Annotated in this window: 17 protein-coding genes; 9 read left to right on the top strand and 8 right to left on the bottom strand. The window is 57.3% G+C overall.

Translation table 11 applies throughout. From position 1 onward, the window contains the following. The first annotated feature begins 227 nt into the window (after nt 1-227). The 3 genes from RHM65_RS07530 to gshA all read left to right on the top strand — a co-directional run bounded on the left by RHM65_RS07530 (nt 228) and on the right by gshA (nt 4,722). A complete protein-coding gene (locus tag RHM65_RS07530; protein WP_322166558.1) occupies nt 228-2,552 on the top strand; it encodes a Tex family protein in 2,325 nt (774 codons plus the stop codon). Further along, entirely contained in the window at nt 2,552-2,935 is a 384-nt protein-coding gene (locus RHM65_RS07525) for a PaaI family thioesterase (RefSeq protein ID WP_322166560.1), read from the top strand. Before RHM65_RS07530 ends, RHM65_RS07525 begins: the two co-directional genes overlap by 1 nt. Nucleotides 2,936-3,135: 200 nt before the next feature. Beyond that, a complete protein-coding gene (gene gshA / locus RHM65_RS07520; RefSeq protein ID WP_322184593.1) occupies nt 3,136-4,722 on the top strand; it encodes a glutamate--cysteine ligase in 1,587 nt (528 codons plus the stop codon). Between the two features lie 93 nt (nt 4,723-4,815). Here gshA and argA read toward each other — a convergent pair whose 3' ends face one another. Both argA and argE read right to left on the bottom strand, forming a co-directional pair. Next, on the bottom strand, nt 4,816-6,114 hold the full coding sequence (gene argA, locus RHM65_RS07515; protein ID WP_322166562.1) for an amino-acid N-acetyltransferase: 1,299 nt from the start codon (nt 6,112-6,114) through the stop codon (nt 4,816-4,818). 131 nt (nt 6,115-6,245) lie between these two features. Further along, nucleotides 6,246-7,403, bottom strand: a complete 1,158-nt coding sequence (gene argE / locus RHM65_RS07510; RefSeq protein ID WP_322184592.1) for an acetylornithine deacetylase — start codon at nt 7,401-7,403, stop codon at nt 6,246-6,248. Nucleotides 7,404-7,564: 161 nt separating this feature from the next. Here argE and RHM65_RS07505 point away from each other — a divergent pair, with 161 nt between their 5' ends. After that, nucleotides 7,565-8,932 (top strand): inorganic triphosphatase, encoded by a 1,368-nt coding sequence (locus tag RHM65_RS07505; RefSeq protein WP_322166563.1) that lies wholly within the window; start codon nt 7,565-7,567, stop codon nt 8,930-8,932. A gap of 297 nt (nt 8,933-9,229) precedes the next feature. On the opposite strand, the gene RHM65_RS07500 is transcribed toward RHM65_RS07505, so the two are convergent. After that, complete coding sequence (locus tag RHM65_RS07500) at nt 9,230-9,700, bottom strand: Lrp/AsnC family transcriptional regulator (protein WP_322166564.1); 471 nt, start codon at nt 9,698-9,700, stop codon at nt 9,230-9,232. A gap of 129 nt (nt 9,701-9,829) precedes the next feature. Between RHM65_RS07500 and RHM65_RS07495 the strand changes: the two genes are divergently transcribed. From RHM65_RS07495 to RHM65_RS07475, 5 genes are all read left to right on the top strand, one after another. Continuing rightward, a complete protein-coding gene (locus RHM65_RS07495; RefSeq protein ID WP_322166565.1) occupies nt 9,830-10,177 on the top strand; it encodes a hypothetical protein in 348 nt (115 codons plus the stop codon). A gap of 116 nt (nt 10,178-10,293) precedes the next feature. After that, nucleotides 10,294-12,078, top strand: coding sequence for a GspE/PulE family protein (locus RHM65_RS07490; protein ID WP_322166566.1), 1,785 nt, complete (start codon nt 10,294-10,296; stop codon nt 12,076-12,078). A gap of 136 nt (nt 12,079-12,214) precedes the next feature. After that, on the top strand, nt 12,215-13,135 hold the full coding sequence (locus tag RHM65_RS07485; protein WP_322166567.1) for an SPFH domain-containing protein: 921 nt from the start codon (nt 12,215-12,217) through the stop codon (nt 13,133-13,135). Between the two features lie 9 nt (nt 13,136-13,144). Then, nucleotides 13,145-13,594 carry an NfeD family protein gene (locus RHM65_RS07480; RefSeq protein WP_322166568.1) on the top strand — a complete coding sequence of 150 codons (450 nt, stop codon included), beginning with the start codon at nt 13,145-13,147 and terminating at the stop codon, nt 13,592-13,594. A gap of 71 nt (nt 13,595-13,665) precedes the next feature. Continuing rightward, complete coding sequence (locus tag RHM65_RS07475; RefSeq protein ID WP_322166569.1) at nt 13,666-13,986, top strand: DUF2388 domain-containing protein; 321 nt, start codon at nt 13,666-13,668, stop codon at nt 13,984-13,986. A 75-nt stretch (nt 13,987-14,061) separates the two neighbouring features. On the opposite strand, the gene gcvH is transcribed toward RHM65_RS07475, so the two are convergent. The 5 genes from gcvH to RHM65_RS07450 all read right to left on the bottom strand — a co-directional run bounded on the left by gcvH (nt 14,062) and on the right by RHM65_RS07450 (nt 19,969). Further along, on the bottom strand, nt 14,062-14,445 hold the full coding sequence (gene gcvH / locus RHM65_RS07470) for a glycine cleavage system protein GcvH (protein ID WP_322166570.1): 384 nt from the start codon (nt 14,443-14,445) through the stop codon (nt 14,062-14,064). A gap of 45 nt (nt 14,446-14,490) precedes the next feature. Beyond that, complete coding sequence (gene gcvT / locus RHM65_RS07465) at nt 14,491-15,573, bottom strand: glycine cleavage system aminomethyltransferase GcvT (RefSeq protein ID WP_322166571.1); 1,083 nt, start codon at nt 15,571-15,573, stop codon at nt 14,491-14,493. Between the two features lie 154 nt (nt 15,574-15,727). Then, nucleotides 15,728-17,344, bottom strand: a complete 1,617-nt coding sequence (locus RHM65_RS07460) for an iron ABC transporter permease (protein ID WP_322184591.1) — start codon at nt 17,342-17,344, stop codon at nt 15,728-15,730. Nucleotides 17,345-17,525: 181 nt separating this feature from the next. Beyond that, a complete protein-coding gene (locus RHM65_RS07455) occupies nt 17,526-18,527 on the bottom strand; it encodes an extracellular solute-binding protein (RefSeq protein WP_322184590.1) in 1,002 nt (333 codons plus the stop codon). Nucleotides 18,528-18,748: 221 nt separating this feature from the next. Then, entirely contained in the window at nt 18,749-19,969 is a 1,221-nt protein-coding gene (locus RHM65_RS07450) for a 2-octaprenyl-3-methyl-6-methoxy-1,4-benzoquinol hydroxylase (protein ID WP_322166574.1), read from the bottom strand. Between the last annotated feature and the right edge of the window lie 22 nt (nt 19,970-19,991).

Here is a 19,991-nt window from a genome sequence, read left to right as displayed (position 1 = left end):
GATCTCGGCGCGCATTATGGCGTAGCCACCGAGTTACGTACTGTAAGCATTGTTAGCAGATTTTTCCTGCGCCGCCAGCAACGGCTGCTCACGACGCCCGTTAAAGGCTCCAATCCCCCTAATCGTAGATCGCCGGGTATAATGCGCCGCCGCGAAGTCAGGCAACTCTGGCCGACGCCGCTTGTAAACAGTCGTATATTTTTGTTCACAATTTGCCAGGTGGTTTTATGGACAGCATCAACAGCCGCATCGCCGAGGAACTCGGCGTACGCCCACAGCAGGTCGCAGCGGCCGTCGCTCTGCTCGATGAAGGCTCAACGGTGCCCTTCATCTCTCGCTACCGCAAAGAAGTGACCGGCAGCCTCGATGACACTCAATTACGTCATCTGGAAGAGCGCCTACGCTACCTGCGTGAACTTGACGAGCGACGCATCAGCATCCTCGCCAGCATTGAAGAACAAGGCAAGCTGACCCCGGAGCTGGCGCGCGATATCAAACTTGCTGACACCAAAACCCGCCTCGAAGATTTGTATTTACCCTACAAGCAAAAACGCCGCACCAAGGGACAAATCGCCCTGGAGGCCGGTCTCGGCGAATTGGCCGATGGCCTGTTCAACGACCCAAGCCTGACGCCTGAAGGCGAAGCCGCCCGCTTTGTCAGCGCCGAAAAAGGCGTCGCCGATGTGAAAGCAGCGCTCGAAGGCGCCAAGTACATCCTGATGGAGCGTTTCGCCGAAGACGCCAACTTGCTCGACAAATTGCGTAGCTTCCTCAAGCAGGAATCGGTGATCAGCGCCCGCGTGGTGGCTGGCAAAGAAGAAGAAGGCGCGAAATTCCGCGATTACTTCGAACACGACGAACCCCTGAAAAGCATGCCATCGCACCGTGCCTTGGCTATTTTTCGCGGGCGTAACGAAGGCTTTCTCAGCGCCTCGCTGAAGGTCGGCGATGAACTGCCGGGCGCCATGCACCCCTGCGAAATGATGATCAGCGAACGCTTCGGCCTGCAAAACCAGAATCGTCCTGCTGATAAATGGCTGGCCGAAGTGGTGCGCTGGACCTGGAAGGTCAAGCTCTACACCCACCTGGAAACCGATTTGCTGGGTGAGTTGCGCGAAGGCGCGGAAACCGAAGCCATCAACGTGTTCGCGCACAACTTGCATGACTTGCTGCTGGCCGCACCCGCCGGCCCTCGCGCCACGTTGGGCCTTGACCCTGGCCTGCGCACCGGCTGCAAGGTGGCGGTGGTCGATGCCACTGGTAAGTTACTGGATTACGCCACGGTTTATCCCCATGTGCCCAAGAATCAGTGGGATCAAACCATTGCCGTGTTGGCCGCACTGTGTGCCAAACATGCCGTGGATTTGATCGCCATTGGCAACGGCACCGCCAGCCGGGAAACCGACAAACTGGCCGCCGAACTGATCAAAAAATACCCAGGCCTGAAAATGACCAAAGTGATGGTCTCAGAAGCCGGCGCTTCGGTGTATTCAGCCTCAGAACTGGCTGCCAAGGAATTCCCGGACTTGGACGTGACCATCCGTGGCGCCGTGTCGATTGCCCGGCGCTTGCAAGACCCGTTGGCTGAACTGGTGAAAATTGATCCGAAATCCATCGGTGTCGGCCAGTACCAGCACGATGTGTCGCAACTGAAACTTGCCCGTGGTCTGGATGCCGTGGTTGAGGACTGCGTGAATGCCGTTGGTGTTGATGTGAACACCGCGTCGGTGGCCTTGCTGGCGCGTATTTCTGGCCTCAACTTTACGCTGGCACAAAATATTGTCGCCCACCGCGATGAAAACGGGGCGTTCAAGACCCGCGCCGCGCTGAAGAAAGTCAGCCGGCTTGGCGAAAAGACCTACGAACAAGCTGCTGGCTTCCTGCGTGTGATGAACGGCGAAAATCCACTGGATTCCTCCGCTGTTCACCCGGAAGCGTATCCGTTAGTGAAGCGAATTGCCGCCGAAACTGACCGCGATATCCGGTCGCTGATTGGAGACGCCAGCTTCCTCAAGCGTCTGGATCCGAAAAAGTACACCGACGAAACCTTCGGCCTGCCTACCGTGACCGACATTCTGCAAGAACTGGAAAAACCAGGCCGTGACCCGCGACCCGAGTTCAAGACCGCTGAGTTCCAGGAAGGCGTCGAAGAACTCAAAGACTTGCAGCTGGGCATGATCCTCGAAGGCGTGGTCACCAACGTGACCAACTTTGGCGCATTCGTCGATATCGGGGTCCATCAGGACGGTTTGGTGCACATCTCGGCGTTATCGGAGAAGTTCATCAAAGACCCACGTGAAGCGGTGAAAGCAGGCGATGTGGTGAAGGTCAAAGTCATGGAAATTGATATCCCGCGCAAACGCGTCGGGCTGTCGATGCGCATGGGTGATACCCCCGGCGAGAAAATTGATGGCGCACGCGGCGCACGTCCAGGCTCAGCGGCACGCTCACAACAGAGCACATCGCGCAAAGAAGCCCCGGCCGCAGTGGCCCCGGTCAATCACGCCATGGCGTCTTTGTTCGCCAACGCCAAGCAGTTGAAGAAGCGTTGATGGAGATCCCGGAAGGTCTTACCCAAAGCGCATTTTTCAATACGCTCGGCTGTCGACTGGTTCGCCTGGACGACGGCATTGCGCACGTCGCGCTGCCGCTGGAACCTCACCTGCGCAATCGCGGCAACGTAATGCACGGCGGAGCAATCTTCAGCCTGGTCGATATCACCATGGGACTGGCGTGTTCCAGTTCCCACGGTTTCGATCAGCAAAGCGTCACCATCGAATGCAAGATCAACTATGTGCGCTCGGTTTCCGAAGGCGAGGTGCTGTGCATCGCCAAGGTGCTGCACGCCGGCAGACGCACGCTGGTGGTCGAAGCGGAAGTGGTCCAGGGCGACAAACTGATCGCTAAAGCACAAGGTACGTTCGCCGTCATCTAGCTCTCGGGCGTGGATTTGAGTTAATTTCGACACTGCGTAAACAGAGTCGGAATTTTCAGCCTGCTGTGCGGCCAAATCGTGCAACAGGGCTTCGGCGGTCCAAACCATAACTAGGCGACGACGCCAGTTCTTCTCTTCACCCTTGTAGACGGTCATCTCCACCCCCATATTGGGGCGACTGACGCGTGAAGGAATCTAACTTGAGCGAACTTCTCAACCGCCGCCTGGCTCTGCTTAGCGAGCCTACTCACCTCTCCTTACTGGAGCAGTGCCTGCACGGTATTGAGCGTGAATGCCTGCGCGTAACGGACCAGGCACGACTGGCACAGACCCCGCACCCTGAAACATTGGGTGCCGCGCTGACCAACGAGCAAATCACCACGGACTATTCCGAGTCATTGCTGGAATTCATTACTCCGGCGCTGTCGGACCCGGCTGACACGCTGGACAGCTTGGACAAGATCCATCGCTATGCTTACAGCAAGCTCGGCGCCGAGTACCTGTGGAGCCCTTCAATGCCGTGCCCATTGCCGGCCGAAGAAGATATTCCGATTGCCTACTACGGCACGTCGAACATCGGTCAGCTCAAGTACGTCTATCGCAAAGGCCTGGCCTTGCGATATGGCAAGGCCATGCAGTGTATCGCCGGCATTCACTACAACTTTTCGCTGCCGGAAAAACTCTGGCCCGTGCTTCGGCAAGCCGAAGACTTTGTCGGCAGCGATCGCGACTTCCAATCGTCATCCTATATCGCCCTGATCCGTAACTTCCGCCGCTACAGCTGGCTACTGATGTACCTGTTCGGCGCTTCGCCGGCCTTGGACGCAGGCTTTTTGCGTGGTCATTCGCATCAGTTGGAGCAATGGGACCCTGACACGCTGTTCTTGCCGTACGCCACCAGCCTGCGCATGAGCGATCTGGGTTACCAGAGCAACGCCCAAGCGGGTCTGACGCCGTGCTACAACGACTTGAGCAGCTACATCAACAGCCTGCGTAAAGCGGTGGCAACGCCGTATCCACCGTATGTCGAGATCGGCACCCGCAAGGACGGTGAGTGGATCCAGCTCAACACCAACATCCTGCAGATCGAAAACGAGTATTACTCGAACATCCGTCCGAAACGCGTGACCTATTCGGGCGAACGGCCGATTCAGGCGCTGATGGCCCGTGGCGTGCAATACGTTGAGGTCCGCTGCTTGGACATCAACCCGTTCCTGCCGATGGGTATCGACTTGCAGCAAGCACGCTTCATCGATGCGTTTGTGCTGTATTGCGCACTGCAAGACAGCCCGCAGTTGGCTGCTAACGAATGTACCAATGCGGAGTCGAACTTCCTGACGGTGGTCAAGGACGGTCGTCGCCCGGGTCTGGAACTGCGCCGCAATGACAGCACCATCGAGCTGAAAGCCTGGGCAAGCGAGTTGTTGGAAAAAATTGCTCCACTGGCGCAACTGCTCGATCAAAGCCATGGCGGCGAAGAGCACTCCCAATCAATTGCAGCCCAGCAAGCCAAGGTCAATGACGCTTCACTGACCCCTTCGGCCCAAGTATTGGCGAGCATGACCAGCCATTCGGAAGGCTTTACGGCATTTTCGTTCCGCCAAAGCCAGGCGCACGCGGAGTACTTCCGTAGTGAACCATTGAGCGCCGAAGATCAGGCCCACTTCGAAACGTTGGCCCGCACGTCCATTGCCGCACAGGCAGAACTGGAAAAAACCGAAGAAACCGTCGATTTCGATACCTTCGTCGGTTCGTATCAGGCGAGCATTTTGGCTATTAGTAACTGATCAAAGAGGGTGTGAGACCGAGTTTAATGGGGACGCAAACGGCGCGGTTTATCAGGTAAACCGCGCGATTCCATCCTCACCGACGATCAATAACTACAACGCCTTCTCGAAGATCTTCGAATTACGCTGATAGTTGTAGAGCGATGCCCTGGCGCTGGGCAGTCGATCAACGCTGCTGGGCTCAAATCCGCGCTCTCGAAACCAATGCGCTGTGCGGGTGGTGAGTACAAACAGGGTTTTGAGACCTTGCTCCCGTGCACGTGATTCAATCCGCTCCAACAGCACATCGCCGCGACCGCCATGGCGATACTCTGGGTTGACCGCCAAACAGGCCAGCTCGCCCGCGTCTGAGTCCGCGATCTGATACAGCGCGGCACAGGCAATGATTAACCCTTCGCGTTCAACCACGCTGAATTGCTCAATCTCGCGTTCCAGCACTTCCCGCGAACGGCGGACCAAAATCCCCTGCTCTTCCAGCGGACTTATCAAGTCGAGCAAACCACCGACGTCTTCAATCGCTGCCTCGCGCACCTGCTCGAATTGCTCTTGCGCAACCAACGTACCGCCACCGTCACGGGTGAACAGCTCCGTCAGCAGCGCACCGTCTTCGACATAACTGACGATATGGCTACGGCCAACCCCGCCGCGACAGGCTTCAGCCGCCGCCTCCAACAATTCAGCCTGATAGTTGCTGCCCAAACGCTGCATGTGCGCGGGAACCTGCTGCGGACGTAGTTCTCGCACCAAGCGGCCCTGCTCATCCAACAGCCCGCGCTCGGCACCGAACAGCAGCAGTTTGTCAGCCCCCAGATCAATCGCCGCCCGAGTGGCCACGTCTTCACAGGCAATGTTAAAAATCTCGCCCGTTGGCGAATAGCCCAGCGGCGACAGCAACACAATGGAGCGCTCGTCGAGCAAGCGGTTGATACCTTTACGGTCCACCCGGCGCACTTCACCAGTGTGGTGGTAATCCACGCCTTCAACCACGCCAAAGGGCCTTGCGGTGACAAAATTCCCGCTGGTCACCCGCAGTCGAGAGCCCTGCATCGGGGACGCCGCCAGGTCCATGGACAGGCGGGCTTCAATGGCAATACGCAGATGGCCAACCGCGTCGATGACACACTCCAGCGTCGCGGCATTGGTAATGCGTAAGTCACGATGAAAATGCGGCGTCAGACCGCGCGCCGCAAGGCGACTTTCGATTTGCGGGCGCGATCCGTGAACCAGTACCAATCGCACGCCCAAACTGTGCAACAGCACCAGGTCATGAACGATATTGCCGAAGTTCGGGTGCGCGACCCCATCGCCGGGGAGCATGACGACAAAGGTGCAATCGCGGTGGGCATTGATGTACGGCGAAGCGTGGCGAAGCCAGTTAACGTAGTCGTGCATAACGTGAAGCGCCTGTAAAAATTGGACGAAAGCGTAAGAACACACACTGCCTTGTGGTGGTTATCGTCGGAACAGGCATGGCAACACGCGCACTCTCCTTGTCGTTATTGGTCTTTGGGCGGTAGCCAGCCTCACAGAGTGGCCACCGAATTGAGGCAATAGTATTCAACCAACTGGCGCAGTAACAGCACTGTAGGCTCCAGGCGTGACATTTCTAAGTGCTCACCAGGTTGGTGAGCGCAGGCGATGTCTCCTGGGCCTAGCACCAGCGTCTCGCAACCAAGGCGCTGAAGATAAGGCGCTTCGGTGCCAAACGCTACTGCTTCAGCCTTATGGCCGGTTAAACGCTCCGCCACGCGCACCAATTCCGCATCTGCGTCTTGCTCGAACGGCGGCGCTTCCGGAAACAGCGGCGCGTAGTCGATCTGTACCTGATGCCGCTCGGCCAGCGGTTGCAGCTTCTGCAGGATGGCGGCGCGCAGCACGCGGGGGTCCATGCCGGGCAAGGGCCGCAGGTCGAATTCCAAAGAGCATTGACCACAAATGCGGTTAGGGTTGTCGCCCCCGTGGATGCAACCGAAGTTCAGGGTCGGGCTCGGAACGCTGAATTGCGGGTTGCGATAGTCGAGCTGCCATTGTTGGCGTAAGCCTTTCAACTCGGTGATGGCGTCGTACATCGCCTCCAGTGCGCTATGGCCCAGGCTTGGGTCCGAGGAGTGACCGCTGCGCCCGACAATATTAATACGCTCCATCATCACGCCTTTGTGCAGACGAATTGGCTTCAACCCGGTTGGCTCACCAATCACCGCCGCACGGCCCAGCGGACGACCGGCCTCAGCCAATGCGCGCGCTCCCGCCATGGAGCTTTCTTCGTCGCAAGTGGCTAGAACCAGCAACGGTTGTTTGAACGGTTTATCCAGCAGTGGCTGAATCGCTTCGATGACCAGTGCGAAAAACCCTTTCATGTCACAACTGCCCAGCCCCACCCAACGGCCATCGACTTCGGTGAGCTTCAGCGGATCGGTTTTCCACAACGCCTCGTCAAACGGCACGGTGTCAGTGTGCCCGGCCAACACCAGGCCACCCGGTCCACTGCCGAAACTCGCCAGCAAATTAAACTTGCCGGGGCTAACTTGCTGAATGTCGCAGGCAAACCCCAAGTCGCCCAACCAAGTCGCCAGAAGATCGATCACAGCGCGGTTGGACTGATCCAGTGCGGGCTGGGTGCAACTCACCGAAGGCGTAGCGATCAGGGCGGCAAATTGTTCTTTCATGGTCGGTAAGGGCATACAGGGTCTCCTAAAAGCGGTGCGACATTCTGTCCATCATAGGGCTATCGCGCCCCACTAATAAACCGTGACTACTCATGTCCTGTACACTGCTCGGCCTTGGCAGCCGCGTAATTGAAGGCTGCACTCCCGCTATTAGCGATTAGCTTGGATTTTCGGCCATGCAGAAAGAAACTGAAATCAAACTCCGCGTCAGCCGCGAAACCCTCGCTGCATTGCGCGAGCATCCACTACTGAAAAAACGCAACAAAAGTGGTTGGGAACGGCTTGAGCTGTTCAACCAATATTTCGACACCGCAGAACGTGATCTGGCCAACGCCAAAGTGGCTTTGCGCATTCGCAAAGATGGCGACGCAATTATTCAGACCATGAAAACGCGCGGCCAGAGCATTGCCGGTCTGTCTGAGCGCAATGAATACAACTGGGACATTCCCAAAGCCAAGCTCGACCTGAAGAAACTCGACGGCGAATGCTGGCCGCAAGAGTTGGCCGAGCTGGACAAGAAGACTATCAAGCCACTGTTCACCACCGACTTCATTCGCGAGCGCGCAGAAATCGCGTGGGGTCGTGGCAAGGCTAAAGTGGTGATCGAAGCCGCACTGGACTTCGGCAAAGTTGTGGCGGGCAAGCAGCAGGAAGAAATCTGCGAACTGGAACTCGAACTGCGTGAAGGCGAACCTGCCGCGCTGCTGGAGCTGGCCGCTGAATTGGCTGCCACACTGGCGCTGATGCCGTGCGATATCAGCAAAGCCGAGCGCGGTTATCGGCTGTTCGATGCCGACAGTTATTCGCTGAGCTTGCCTGCGCCGGAACTGAGCGCAGAAATGCCACTGGACGACGCCTACTCCGCGCTGGCTTGGCACTTGCTCGGCAGCAGCCAGCGTCTGGCGGAGCAATATCGTTTCAACGGTCACTGGCGGTTGTTGCAGGACTGGGTGGCGTTGCTGTCTGAATTGCGCGCATTGACCGGGAGCCTCGGTCAAGCCGCGCCCCGGACCTCGACGCATGAAATGCGCGTTGCATTGGATGCGCTGCTGGAAGATTGGCGCCCACTGGTTCAAGCCGGTCAGGACGATCCAGATGTGCGTAACGCCGCACACGAGCAATTTGTTGAAGAGCTGCAAGACACCCGCTGGGGCTTGTTCTCATTGAACACTTCGCGCTGGTTGCTGGCCCGCAGCTGGACCGCTGACCGCAACACTCGTGGTAATCGCCAGGGCGCTGCGCAGTTGGCCAACTGGGCACCACGCCTTCTGGCGGAAGAAGCGACTTCGCTGCAATTAGGCCGCTATCAACAGCAGCCAGAAGACTTGGCGGAGCAACTGCCACGCATCGAACGCATCCAAGCCTGGCTGCACTTGGCCCGTGGCGCGCTGGACTTGCCTGAATTGGACCGTCTTTATGGCGAACTGAATAAGCTTGAGCTATTGGCCCATCAGCCGATCAGCGATGAAGTGCTGGATGCTCGGGTGCAACAGACCGTAGTGGTATTCCAAAGCCGCGCATGGAAAACGCTGTTGCGCCTTTAACATTCAAGTAGGCGATGCCGCACTGTCGCGCCGCAAACACCGGACAACTGTAGGAGCGAAGCTGGTACGACTCTTGGATTTCATTGACCCGGTTGATATCAAGCAGCCGCAGATACTGTGGGAGCAGGCTTGCCTGCGAAGGGGGCGGTAATCGCGCTGCTGATGTCGACCAGCAATTAAGGTTGCCTGCATTGATGCTTTCGTTGGCAAGCCAACTCCCACAGAAAAGTTGAACCTGGTCACCTACCGTTTAAATATCATTAATTCAATGGGTTATGCGGCGACATCAACAGCGCATCAACGCAAAATCGGTAAGCTGGTGGTTGACTTGATCTCTGACAGGGCCACGGTCGAGTTAACCTCTTGTATCCCCGGCACGAGCGACAGCTTTTCGAAAAAGAAACGCTCGTAGGCTTCGATGTCCGGCGTGACTATTCTCAATAGAAAGTCCACTGAACCCATCAACACGTAACACTCCAACACCTCTGGAAAGCCGCGAATCGCTTCGGTGAACTCCGTGAAGTTGGAGCGGCCGTGGGCGTTGAGTTTCACTTCGGCGAAAATCTGCGTATTCAGGCCAATTTTTTTGCGATCCAAGAGGGTTACTTGGCGTCGGATTACACCTTCGTCTTTCAGCCTTTGAATACGCCGCCAGCAAGGTGATTGCGATAAACCCACCTGCTCCGCGATTTGCGCACTGGAGAGCGAAGCATCCTCCTGCAGCAAGGCCAGAATCTTCCGATCATAAAGATCCAACTCACTTTGCATAATTAATCCTCTATTTATCGATTGCTCGCATTAATCATTCGATTAAAAGCTATTTCGATCGATCATAGAAAAGAAATTTCTTTTCCTACATGCAAAAATTTCTCTCAACCTAAACGGGAGTGCATGAGCATGTCCAACGTTGAATCCATCACGCAGACCCCGTCACGCCCTGATGTCTGGGCAACTCATAACGCTCACGTTCGTGCGCGCTATCAAATTCTTGCCGAGGCTGAACCCGACCTGCTGTGTCGAGTGCTCAATTTGTTCGCCATGCAATACCTGATTCCGCAACAAGTCAGCGTTCTGCAGCAAGACCACATGCTGATGATAGAACTCCAGCTGGACGGTTTGACGTGGCATCGGGCTCAAGTCATTGGCGAGAAAATGCGCAGTTTGATTAACGTTTGCTCGGTGGAATTAGAACCCGCCGGGAGTCAAACCGGCGTATCGGCGCGTGTAGCCCTGACCGCTGGTTGATTCAGGGCAAACTTTCGTAACCTTTGCACTCGGTTCAGGTATCGCAGGCGCCTCGCCGCGGACTACTCTTGTCTAGCCGTTAATCGGTCAGAGCAGAACTGTCCCAAGGAGCCCGAATGTCTGTCCTCGCCTCAGTGACCCAAGACCGTCCGCTGGATCTAAACGATCTGCTGCGCGACTTGGTTGCTCAAGGTTTTACCGACCAGAATTGCGCAGAAGACGCCGTGAAACTGCGACGCACTGCCATGAATCTTCAACTGCATCCGCTGGAGTTTCTCGCGGCCCAGCAATTCGATAACTTGCAACGCCCCGGTAAAAAGCTTGATCTGGAAACCCTGACTGCTTGGCTCGCCCAGCAATCCGGGCAACCGTACATGCGGATCGACCCACTGAAAATCAATGTAGCGGCTGTCACGCCATTGATGTCGTACGCCTTTGCTCAGCGGCACAAGATTCTCGCCGTGGCCGTGGATCGCGATGCCGTGACCATCGCCAGCGCCCAGCCCTACGTCAGTGCCTGGGAAGCGGACCTGGCCCACGTCTTGAAGCTGCCCATCAAGCGCGTCATCGCCAATCCGGTGGACATCCAGCGCCTAACCGTGGAGTTTTTCCGGCTGGCGAAATCCGTCAGCGGCGCCAACGCCACCGATCAACGTTTGAGCAACATGGGCAACTTCGAACAGTTGCTCAAGCTTGGCGCCAGCGATCAGGAGCCCGATGCCAATGACGCACACATCGTCAATATCGTCGATTGGTTGTTCCAGTACGCTTTTCAGCAGCGCGCCAGTGATATCCACATCGAGCCGCGTCGCGAGCAGGGCACCGTGCGTTTCCGCATCGATGGCGTGTTGCACAATGTGTATCAATTCCCGGCACAGGTGACCATGGCCATCGTCAGCCGCCTGAAGAGCCTGGGCCGGATGAACGTTGCCGAGAAACGTAAGCCGCAGGATGGCCGGGTCAAGACCACCACGCCGGACGGTGGCGAAGTCGAACTGCGGTTGTCGACCCTGCCTACGGCTTTTGGCGAAAAGATGGTGATGCGGATTTTCGACCCGGAAGTGCTGCTGAAAAACTTCGATCAGTTGGGTTTTTCCAGCGATGACCTGCGCCGCTGGCAGGACATGACGCAACAACCCAACGGCATTATTCTGGTCACCGGACCCACCGGCTCGGGCAAAACGACGACGCTATATACCACGTTGAAAAAGCTGGCAACTTCAGAGGTCAATCTCTGCACCATCGAAGACCCCATCGAGATGGTCGAGCCTGCCTTCAACCAGATGCAGGTTCAGTACAACATCGACCTGACCTTCGCCAGCGGCGTTCGCGCCCTGATGCGTCAGGACCCGGACATCATCATGATCGGCGAAATTCGTGATCTCGAAACCGCCGAAATGGCAATCCAGGCAGCGCTTACCGGCCACTTGGTGCTGTCGACCCTGCACACCAACGATGCACCGAGCGCCATCAGCCGTCTGCTTGAGCTAGGGGTGCCGCATTATTTGCTCAAGGCGACCATCCTTGGCGTCATGGCCCAACGCTTGGTGCGCACCTTGTGCCCGCATTGCAAAGCACCGATTGAACTGGAAGAAAGCGATTGGCAAACCCTCACTCGACCGTGGCAAGCCCCCGTACCCACCGGGGCCCATCGCGCCGTGGGTTGCGCGGAGTGCCGCGACACGGGCTATCGCGGTCGAGCCGGGGTCTACGAAATCATGCTGATGTCCGATAACGTCAAAGCGCTGATTACCGCTGATCTTGACCTTACTGCCATGCGCCGCCAGGCGTTCAAGGAAGGCATGCGCAGCCTGCGCCTGTCGGGTGCGCAGAAGGTTTCATCAGGCCTGACCACACTGGAAGAGGTGTTACGCGTGACCCCCCAGAGCGAGCAAAAATAATTCAGCGGCACCCGCACCGGTAGGTATCCAAGGTAAGGTTTTGCCACATTTTGTGGCAGATCTATGCTGAGTTAAATCGCCTCTGAACCTGTATTTCTGCCTAAATGATCATCAACCATCAAAACAGGGAACCGTTATGCAAATCGGTAGTGTGCTTTTGCTTTTCGTCGCGTTGGCCATCGCCATCGTGTTCATGGGCTTCAAGGTTGTACCGCAGGGCTATCAATGGACGGTTGAGCGCTTCGGGCGTTACACCAATACGCTGAAGCCGGGCCTCAATATTATTGTGCCGGTGATGGACCGTATTGGCCGCAAGATCAACGTCATGGAAAGCGTGCTCGATATCCCTCCACAGGAAGTCATCACCGCTGACAACGCCACGGTGCAGATCGATGCGGTGTGTTTCTTCCAAGTGGTCAATACCGCGCAGGCCGCGTATGAGGTAAACAACCTCGAGCACGCGATTCGTAATCTGCTGCAAACCAATATCCGCACCGTGCTGGGCTCGATGGAGCTCGACGCCATGCTCAGCCAGCGCGACGGCATCAACGAAAAACTCCTGCGCACAGTGGATGAAGCCACCGCGCCATGGGGCATCAAGATCACCCGCATCGAAATCAAAGACATTAGCCCACCAGCGGACCTGATGGCTGCAATGTCTGGCCAGATGAAAGCCGAGCGGATCAAGCGCGCGCAGATTCTCGAAGCGGAAGGGCTTCGGGCGTCGGCCATTTTGACTGCCGAAGGCAAGAAGCAGGCACAAATCCTTGAAGCTGAAGGCGGTCGTCAAGCGGCCTTCCTTGAATCGGAAGCCCGTGAGCGTCAAGCAGAAGCAGAAGCGCGGGCGACCCAAGTGGTGTCCGAAGCCATTGCGTCAGGCAACGTTCAAGCGATCAACTATTTTGTCGCGCAGAAGTACATTGATGCACTGGGTAAACTGGCGTCGGCCAACAACAGCAAAGTGATCTTGATGCCGCTTGAAGCCAGCCAAGTAATTGGTGCGGTGGGCGGTATTGGCGAGATTGTCAAAGCCACCTTTGAAAGCAAAAAAGTTTAAGGCGTGACCATGTGGGACTACCTGCAACACCTATCGTATTGGGATTGGCTGGGGCTAGGCACTGTCTTGTTGATTCTTGAAGTCTTTGGCGCCGGCGGCTACTTGCTGTGGATTGGCGTCGCGGCAGCAGGCGTGGGCGTTCTTAGTTTTCTGATTCCGGCGATGCCATGGACGCTGCAATTTGTGTTGTTTGCCGTGCTCTCGGTACTGACTGCGGTGTATTGGTGGCAACGGCAACGCAGCGCGGTCAGGGTGTCGGATCAACCAGGGTTGAACATGCGCGGTCAGGAATTGATCGGGCGCACCTTTGTCGTTCAAAGTGCAATCGTCGGTGGTCGCGGCAAAATCAAGGTAAACGATGGGGTGTGGATGGTGGTCGGCCCTGACTTGCCGGTAGGCACCCAAGTGCGAGTGGTCAGTCAAGACGGGGCTGTTTTAAAAGTAGAAGCAGCTTCCTGAGGCGGTTATGGAACTCCAACGTGGCTTGGGCTATCCAACACTTCAGAACAACCACGTCGGAGTTACCCATCATGCGTCTCAAGTTTGCTGTAGCCACGTTAGCTCTGCTCTCACTCCCGGTCGGGTCGGCGATGGCCGACGGCTTTTGGCACGATGTGATCTCGTCAGGCGCTACAACCGGCTCCACGTACCTCACGTTCAGACACGACCGCAAATTGATCGTAGCGGCCCAAGACGATGCCGACAGTTTTGTCGCCAGCGATGGCGGTATTCGAGGTCCGTTTTTGGAAGCGGCCATGCAACAGGTACGTACAGATAATCCTGGCTTGAAAGCGACGGACATGGAATTGGCCAACGCGATCCTGGCAAAAAATTTGGTCGCAGAGCAATAACCCCATACAGCCACCTAGCTGCGCCCAAGAAAAAGCCTCGACGAGTCGAGGCTTTTTCTTTGCATCTGGAAATCGTTATTCGCCGATAGCGCTTTTATACGCAGCCGAATCCAGCAGTTTATCCAGCTCGGCCGTGTTACTTGGCTTGAGCTTGAAAATCCACGACGTGTAAGGAGCGGAATTCAACAGCTCCGGCTCGCCGCCCAAGCTCTCGTTAACTTCGACCACTTCGCCAGACAGCGGCGAGTAGATGTCGGATGCGGCCTTGACGGACTCGACCACACCAGCAGCGTCGCCTGCCGTGAAGACTTTGCCAATTTCTGGCAGCTCTACGAATACCACATCGCCCAACGCTTCTTGCGCATGGTCAGAAATACCAACGGTCACGGTGCCATCAGCTTCAACGCGCGCCCATTCATGACTCTCGGCGAAACGCAGGTCAGCGGGGATATTGCTCATATAGTCATCCTCTACATCAGGTCAGCGGAAAAACCGCCAGAGAAGTTAAATCAAGGCTTTGCCATGACGAACGAAATTAGGTTGCACCACGCGAACCGGATACCACTTGCCGCGGATCTCGACTTCAGCCCGGTCGGCGGTTGCCATCGGCACACGGGCCAATGCAATCGACTTGCTTAGCGTAGGCGAGAAACTACCACTGGTGATCTCACCTTCGCCAATTTTTGTGATTCGAACAACCTGATGCGCCCGCAAAACGCCGCGCTCCTCCAGCACTAGGCCGACCAGCTTGGATTTCACGCCAATGGCCCGCTCAGTTTCCAGAGCGCTGCGGCCGATGAAGTCGCGATCAGCGGGCTCCCAAGCAACAGTCCATGCCATGTTGGCCGCCAGAGGCGAGACCTGTTCATCTATGTCTTGGCCATACAGGTTCATGCCGGCCTCAAGACGCAACGTGTCGCGTGCGCCCAAGCCGATGGGGGAAATGCCTGCGCCGACCAAATCATTAAAAAACCCGCACGCTTGGTCAACCGGAAGAATGATTTCAAGCCCGTCTTCGCCGGTGTAACCGGTTCGAGCGATGAACCAGTCGCCCTCGCTGCACCCTTCGAAAGGCCGCAGTTGTTGGATCAATGCCCCACGCTCACCGGTCACCAGTTCGGCAATCTTGTGTCGAGCGTGAGGACCTTGGATGGCCAGCATCGCTAAATCATCGCGCTCGATCAGTTGCACGTCGACGTCAGACAGATGCGCACGCATCCAGGCCAGATCTTTTGCGCCCGTAGCGGCATTGACGACCAGACGGTAACCAGTGTCGGTGAGGTAGACGATCATGTCGTCGATTACCCCTCCGTCGCGGTTGAGCATCGCGCTGTAAAGCGCACGGCCTGGCAGCAGCAGGCGGCCAACGTCATTGGCCAGCAACTGTTGAAGCCAGGCCTTGGCCTGGCTTCCGGTGATATCGATTACCGTCATGTGGGAGACGTCAAACACCCCACAATCGCGGCGCACCTGGTGATGCTCCTCGACCTGTGAACCGTAATGCAATGGCATGTCCCAACCGCCAAAATCGACCATTTTGGCACCGAGGGCGAGGTGCATGTCAAAGAGCGGCGTACGCTGTCCCATGGGTTTCTCCTTCCGGGCGTGGCGAAGATGCGGAGAGGCGTGACCCCGGGCAAAGCCCTATAAATATGGCTTGCGCCAGGTTTCAACGACCCGTTTGGTCTGACAGACCGCTCCGATTGCGGCGCATTGTAGCCGCATGGTGATAGACCCGCACCTAGCCGATCTGACGGGCCGAACGTCTGATCAACCCGATGACTGGCACAAGCCCCACTATCACCAGTGTTAATGCCGGCATCGCGGCCCGGGCCCACTCGCCCTCGCTGGTCATTTCGAAAATCCTTACCGCCAAGGTATCCCATCCAAATGGACGCATAAGCAACGTTGCTGGCATCTCTTTGAGTGTATCGACGAACACCAACAACCCTGCGCTGAGTGCGCCGGGCAACAACAACGGCAGATAGATCCTGAAAAAAAGTCTCGGCCCGCTGACGCCCAGACTTCGCCCGGCCTCGGGCAGGGAGGGTCGAATACGCGCCAGACTGCCTTCGAGCGGCCCATATGCCACCGCAATGAAGCGCACCAGATAGGCCAGCAGAAGCGCAGCCAGACTGCCCATCAACATTGGCTTGCCGGCACCACCCAACGCTGTCGACAACGGAATGACCCACGCACGATCCAGGTAGCTAAAAGCCAACATGATCGACACGGCCAACACCGATCCCGGCAACGCATAACCGGTATTGGCCACACTCACGGCTAAACGAACGGCTGGAGTAGGCGACAGGCGCCGGGCGAAGGCAAGGATCATCGCGACGCTGACAATGACCAGCGCCGCCATGCCCCCCAAGTACAACGTATGCAGGATCAGGCCGACGTAACGCTCATCCAGGTCGAACCGGCCGCGCTGCCAGCACCAAACAATCAACTGCAATAGCGGAACGGCGAACGCACAGGTGAACACCAAGCCGCACCAGGCGCTGGCAGCCAGCGCTTTCACACCGCGTAAGTGATACAGCGCGCTGACTCGAGGGCGCTCATTGCTTGGTCGAATGGCGCCTTGGGCACGGCGTTCGCCATACACAATCAGCATGACCACCAGCAGCAACAAGCTCGCTAACTGTGCCGCGGTGGGCAGGCTGAAGAAGCCGTACCAGGTTTTGTAGATGGCGGTGGTGAAGGTGTCGAAGTTAAACACAGCCACTGCGCCAAAGTCGGCCAGCGTTTCCATCAATGCCAGCGCTACGCCCGCCCCAATTGCCGGACGCGCCATCGGAAGCCCCACGCGCCAAAAGGCTTGCCACGGCGATTGACCCAGAATCCGCGCGGCTTCCATCAAGCCTTTACCTTGGGCGAGGAACGCCGTGCGCGCCAACAGGTACACGTAGGGATAAAACACCAGCACCATTACGACGATCACCCCACCCGTTGAGCGCACGCGGGGTAAGCGCAGGCTGTTGCCGAACACTTCACGCAGCAAGGTTTGCACGGGTCCGGCAAAATCGAGCAGCCCGACGAAAACAAACGCCAGCACGTAAGCCGGAATTGCAAACGGCAACATCAACGCCCAATCGAGCCAGCGACGACCGGGAAATTCGCAGAGGCTGGTCAACCACGCGAGGCTGACGCCAAGCACCGTGACCCCAAGCCCTACGCCCACAACCAGTTTCAGCGTGTTGCCGAGTAAGCGCGGTAGTTGGGTCTCCCAGAGGTGCGCCCAGATCTGCTGGTCGATGGTTTGCCACGACAATAGCAACACGCTCAGTGGTAACAGCACCAACGCGGCAATGACGAAGACCAGCGGGTACCAACGGCGTTGGGCGGGATGGGCCACGAGGTTCTCTATCTTAAGGGTACGGGCGAAATGTGAAACGGATGCTGAATGGTCCTCGGCCCTCGCAGGCAAGCCCGCTCCACAAGTGTATGCGCCGGTAACACAAAGAGTGGATGGCTACAAAATCTGTGGGAGCAGGCTTGCCTGCGAATTAGTCACCGCAAAAATGACAGATTTGGCCTCAATTCCAACCCACCCGATCCATCATGCGAATGGCCTCGGCCTGGCGTTTTCCGGCCACTTCCACCGGTAGGGTGTCAGCCTTGAACGCGCCCCAACTGGCAACTTCTGCCGAGGGTGCCACGGCAGGATTGGCGGGGAACTCTTGATTGATGTCGGCAAAGATTTTCTGCGCGGCAGGTTCTGTCATCCACACCACCAACGCCTTGGCGGCGCCTGGATGCGGCGCGTACTTTGTCAGCCCCACCCCGGACAAATTGACGTGAACACCACGGTCGGCCTGATTCGGCCAGAACAGCTTCACTGCCAGTTTCGGGTTTTGTTGGTGCAAGCGACCGTAATAGTAAGTGTTGACGATGCCGACGTCGCACTGCCCGGCGTTTATTGCCTCCAGCACCGCGATGTCGTCTGAAAACACGTCCGTCGATAGGTTGTTAACCCAGCCCTTGAGGATTTGTTCGGTTTGCTCGGCACCGTGGGTTTCGATCAAAGTCGCTGTGAGTGATTGGTTGTAAACCTTCTTTGCCGTGCGCAAACACAACCGCCCTTCCCAGGTTTTATCCGCCAACGCTTCGTAGGTGGATAAGTCCTCGGGTTTGACCCGGTCTGTCGAGTAGGCGATGGTGCGCGCGCGCAAGCTCAGGCCGGTCCAGCTATGAGTCGAAGATCGGTATTGCTTGGGAATGTTGGCGTTGATTACGGGCGAGGTGAACGGCTGAAGAATGCCCATTTGCTCGGCTTGCCAAAGGTTACCGGCATCGACGGTTAGCAGCAGATCAGCCGTGGCGTTTTCGCCTTCGGCCTTGATTCGCTGCATCAGCGGCGCTTCCTTGTCGGTGATGAATTTGATCTTGACCCCGGTTTCGGCGGTGTACGCGTCAAATACCGGCTTGATCAGATCATCAATGCGCGATGAGTACACCACCACCTCATCAGCGGCCTGGGCGGTGTTGGCGAGCACAGTTAGGATCAGGGCCGTCAGTAGACGCTTGCTTACTGGCATGGGCGTGGCCTCGTGTGGAAAATTGAGGCGAAAGGGTAGGGAATCCCATTTGCGATCTCAACCAAACTCACAACAGAGGCGTTACGGGATGTTGCGCAAGATCATTGAATCCAACGTTTTCTTTGTGGGAGCGAATTTATTCGCGAATGCCATCACGCCCTATGCCTGATAGCCCGTGCCGCATTTTTCCCGAATGAATTCGGTCCCACAGTGGTCCCCAATTAAACCTGCGCTAATACCGGTAAATCACCCGACAAACCCAGTGCTTGACGCACAAACAAGGCTTTGGCTTCTGGCAATCGATCAACGCATTTCAGGCCGGTGTTGCGCAGCCAGCGCAGGGGCAGTGGATCGGCCTGGAACAAGCGCTCCAACCCTTCCATTGCGGCCATCAGCGCCAGGTTATGCGGCATGCGTCGGCGCTCGTAACGGCTGAGAACGCGCACGTCGGCCAAGCGCTCGCCCCGACTGGCAGCATGTAACAGGACTTCGGCCAACACGGCGGCATCAAGAAAGCCCAGATTGACGCCCTGCCCGGCCAGCGGGTGAATGACGTGCGCCGCATCGCCGATCAGCGCCAAGCCTTCAGCCACGTAGCGTTTGGCATGCCGCTGGCGCAGCGGCACGCAAAGCCGTGGGTCAGCACTCAACACCTCACCGAGACGACCTTCGAACGCTTTTTCCAGCGAGCGACAGAACGCTTCATCGCTTAGCGCCATCAAGCGTTCGGCTTCGGCCGGGGTGACGGACCAAACGATCGAGCACCAATGTTCGCCCTCGCGCTCCAACGGCAGAAATGCCAGCGGCCCTTCATCGGTGAAGCGCTGCCAGGCGGTCTGCTGGTGCGTGTCAGCCGTGCGCACGCTGGTGACAATGGCGTGATGCAAATAATCCCACTCACGGGTGGCGCAGCCTGTCAGGCGACGTACCGCGGAATTGGCTCCATCTGCCGCGATCACCAACGGCGCGCGCAAGGTACGCCCGTCAGCCAGTGTCAGCAGCCAATCGTCTCCGGAACGACGCATCTGTTCCAACCGCGCGTTGGCCAGAAGGCCAATATCGCTGTCGTGCAGTCGCTCCAGCAGCGCGTCTTGAACCACGCGATTTTCGACGATATGACCGAGCACCTCCGCGTGCACGCTGGCTGCCGAGAAATGGATTTGTCCAGTGCCGCTGCCGTCCCACACCTGCATTTCGCCATACGGGCTAACGCGCCGCGCAACCATGCCCTGCCAGACACTCAGGCGTTCGAGAATGCGCTGACTGGCAGCAGACAACGCACTGACCCGAGGTTCAAAAGCCGACTGTGAATCGAACGGCGTGACGCTCATCGGGCTGCCATCGAGCAGCACAATATTCAGGCCGCTGTCCTGCAACGCCAGCGCCAGGGCGCTACCGACCATTCCAGCTCCGACAATCAGCAGATCTGCGCGTGTTTCCATGCTTTAAATCATCCCCGCGAAT

This window comes from Pseudomonas sp. CCI4.2 (assembly GCF_034350045.1).
In the GTDB taxonomy this organism is placed as follows: Bacteria; Pseudomonadota; Gammaproteobacteria; order Pseudomonadales; family Pseudomonadaceae; genus Aquipseudomonas.
This window is presented reverse-complemented; position numbering and strand designations above follow the sequence as displayed.

Bases quoted from the DNA above. Each gene is read 5' to 3' on its own strand.
- RHM65_RS07525 (WP_322166560.1), top strand. From the start codon at position 2,552: ATGGAGATCCCGGAAGGTCTTACCCAAAGCGCATTTTTCAATACGCTC.
- argE (WP_322184592.1), bottom strand. From the start codon at position 7,403: ATGCCCTTACCGACCATGAAAGAACAATTTGCCGCCCTGATCGCTACG.
- argA (WP_322166562.1), bottom strand. From the start codon at position 6,114: ATGCACGACTACGTTAACTGGCTTCGCCACGCTTCGCCGTACATCAAT.
- RHM65_RS07490 (WP_322166566.1), top strand. From the start codon at position 10,294: ATGTCTGTCCTCGCCTCAGTGACCCAAGACCGTCCGCTGGATCTAAAC.
- RHM65_RS07450 (WP_322166574.1), bottom strand. From the start codon at position 19,969: ATGGAAACACGCGCAGATCTGCTGATTGTCGGAGCTGGAATGGTCGGT.
- RHM65_RS07485 (WP_322166567.1), top strand. From the start codon at position 12,215: ATGCAAATCGGTAGTGTGCTTTTGCTTTTCGTCGCGTTGGCCATCGCC.
- gcvH (WP_322166570.1), bottom strand. From the start codon at position 14,445: ATGAGCAATATCCCCGCTGACCTGCGTTTCGCCGAGAGTCATGAATGG.
- RHM65_RS07480 (WP_322166568.1), top strand. From the start codon at position 13,145: ATGTGGGACTACCTGCAACACCTATCGTATTGGGATTGGCTGGGGCTA.
- RHM65_RS07455 (WP_322184590.1), bottom strand. From the start codon at position 18,527: ATGCCAGTAAGCAAGCGTCTACTGACGGCCCTGATCCTAACTGTGCTC.
- RHM65_RS07505 (WP_322166563.1), top strand. From the start codon at position 7,565: ATGCAGAAAGAAACTGAAATCAAACTCCGCGTCAGCCGCGAAACCCTC.
- RHM65_RS07500 (WP_322166564.1), bottom strand. From the start codon at position 9,700: ATGCAAAGTGAGTTGGATCTTTATGATCGGAAGATTCTGGCCTTGCTG.
- RHM65_RS07475 (WP_322166569.1), top strand. From the start codon at position 13,666: ATGCGTCTCAAGTTTGCTGTAGCCACGTTAGCTCTGCTCTCACTCCCG.
- RHM65_RS07530 (WP_322166558.1), top strand. From the start codon at position 228: ATGGACAGCATCAACAGCCGCATCGCCGAGGAACTCGGCGTACGCCCA.
- RHM65_RS07495 (WP_322166565.1), top strand. From the start codon at position 9,830: ATGTCCAACGTTGAATCCATCACGCAGACCCCGTCACGCCCTGATGTC.
- gcvT (WP_322166571.1), bottom strand. From the start codon at position 15,573: ATGGGACAGCGTACGCCGCTCTTTGACATGCACCTCGCCCTCGGTGCC.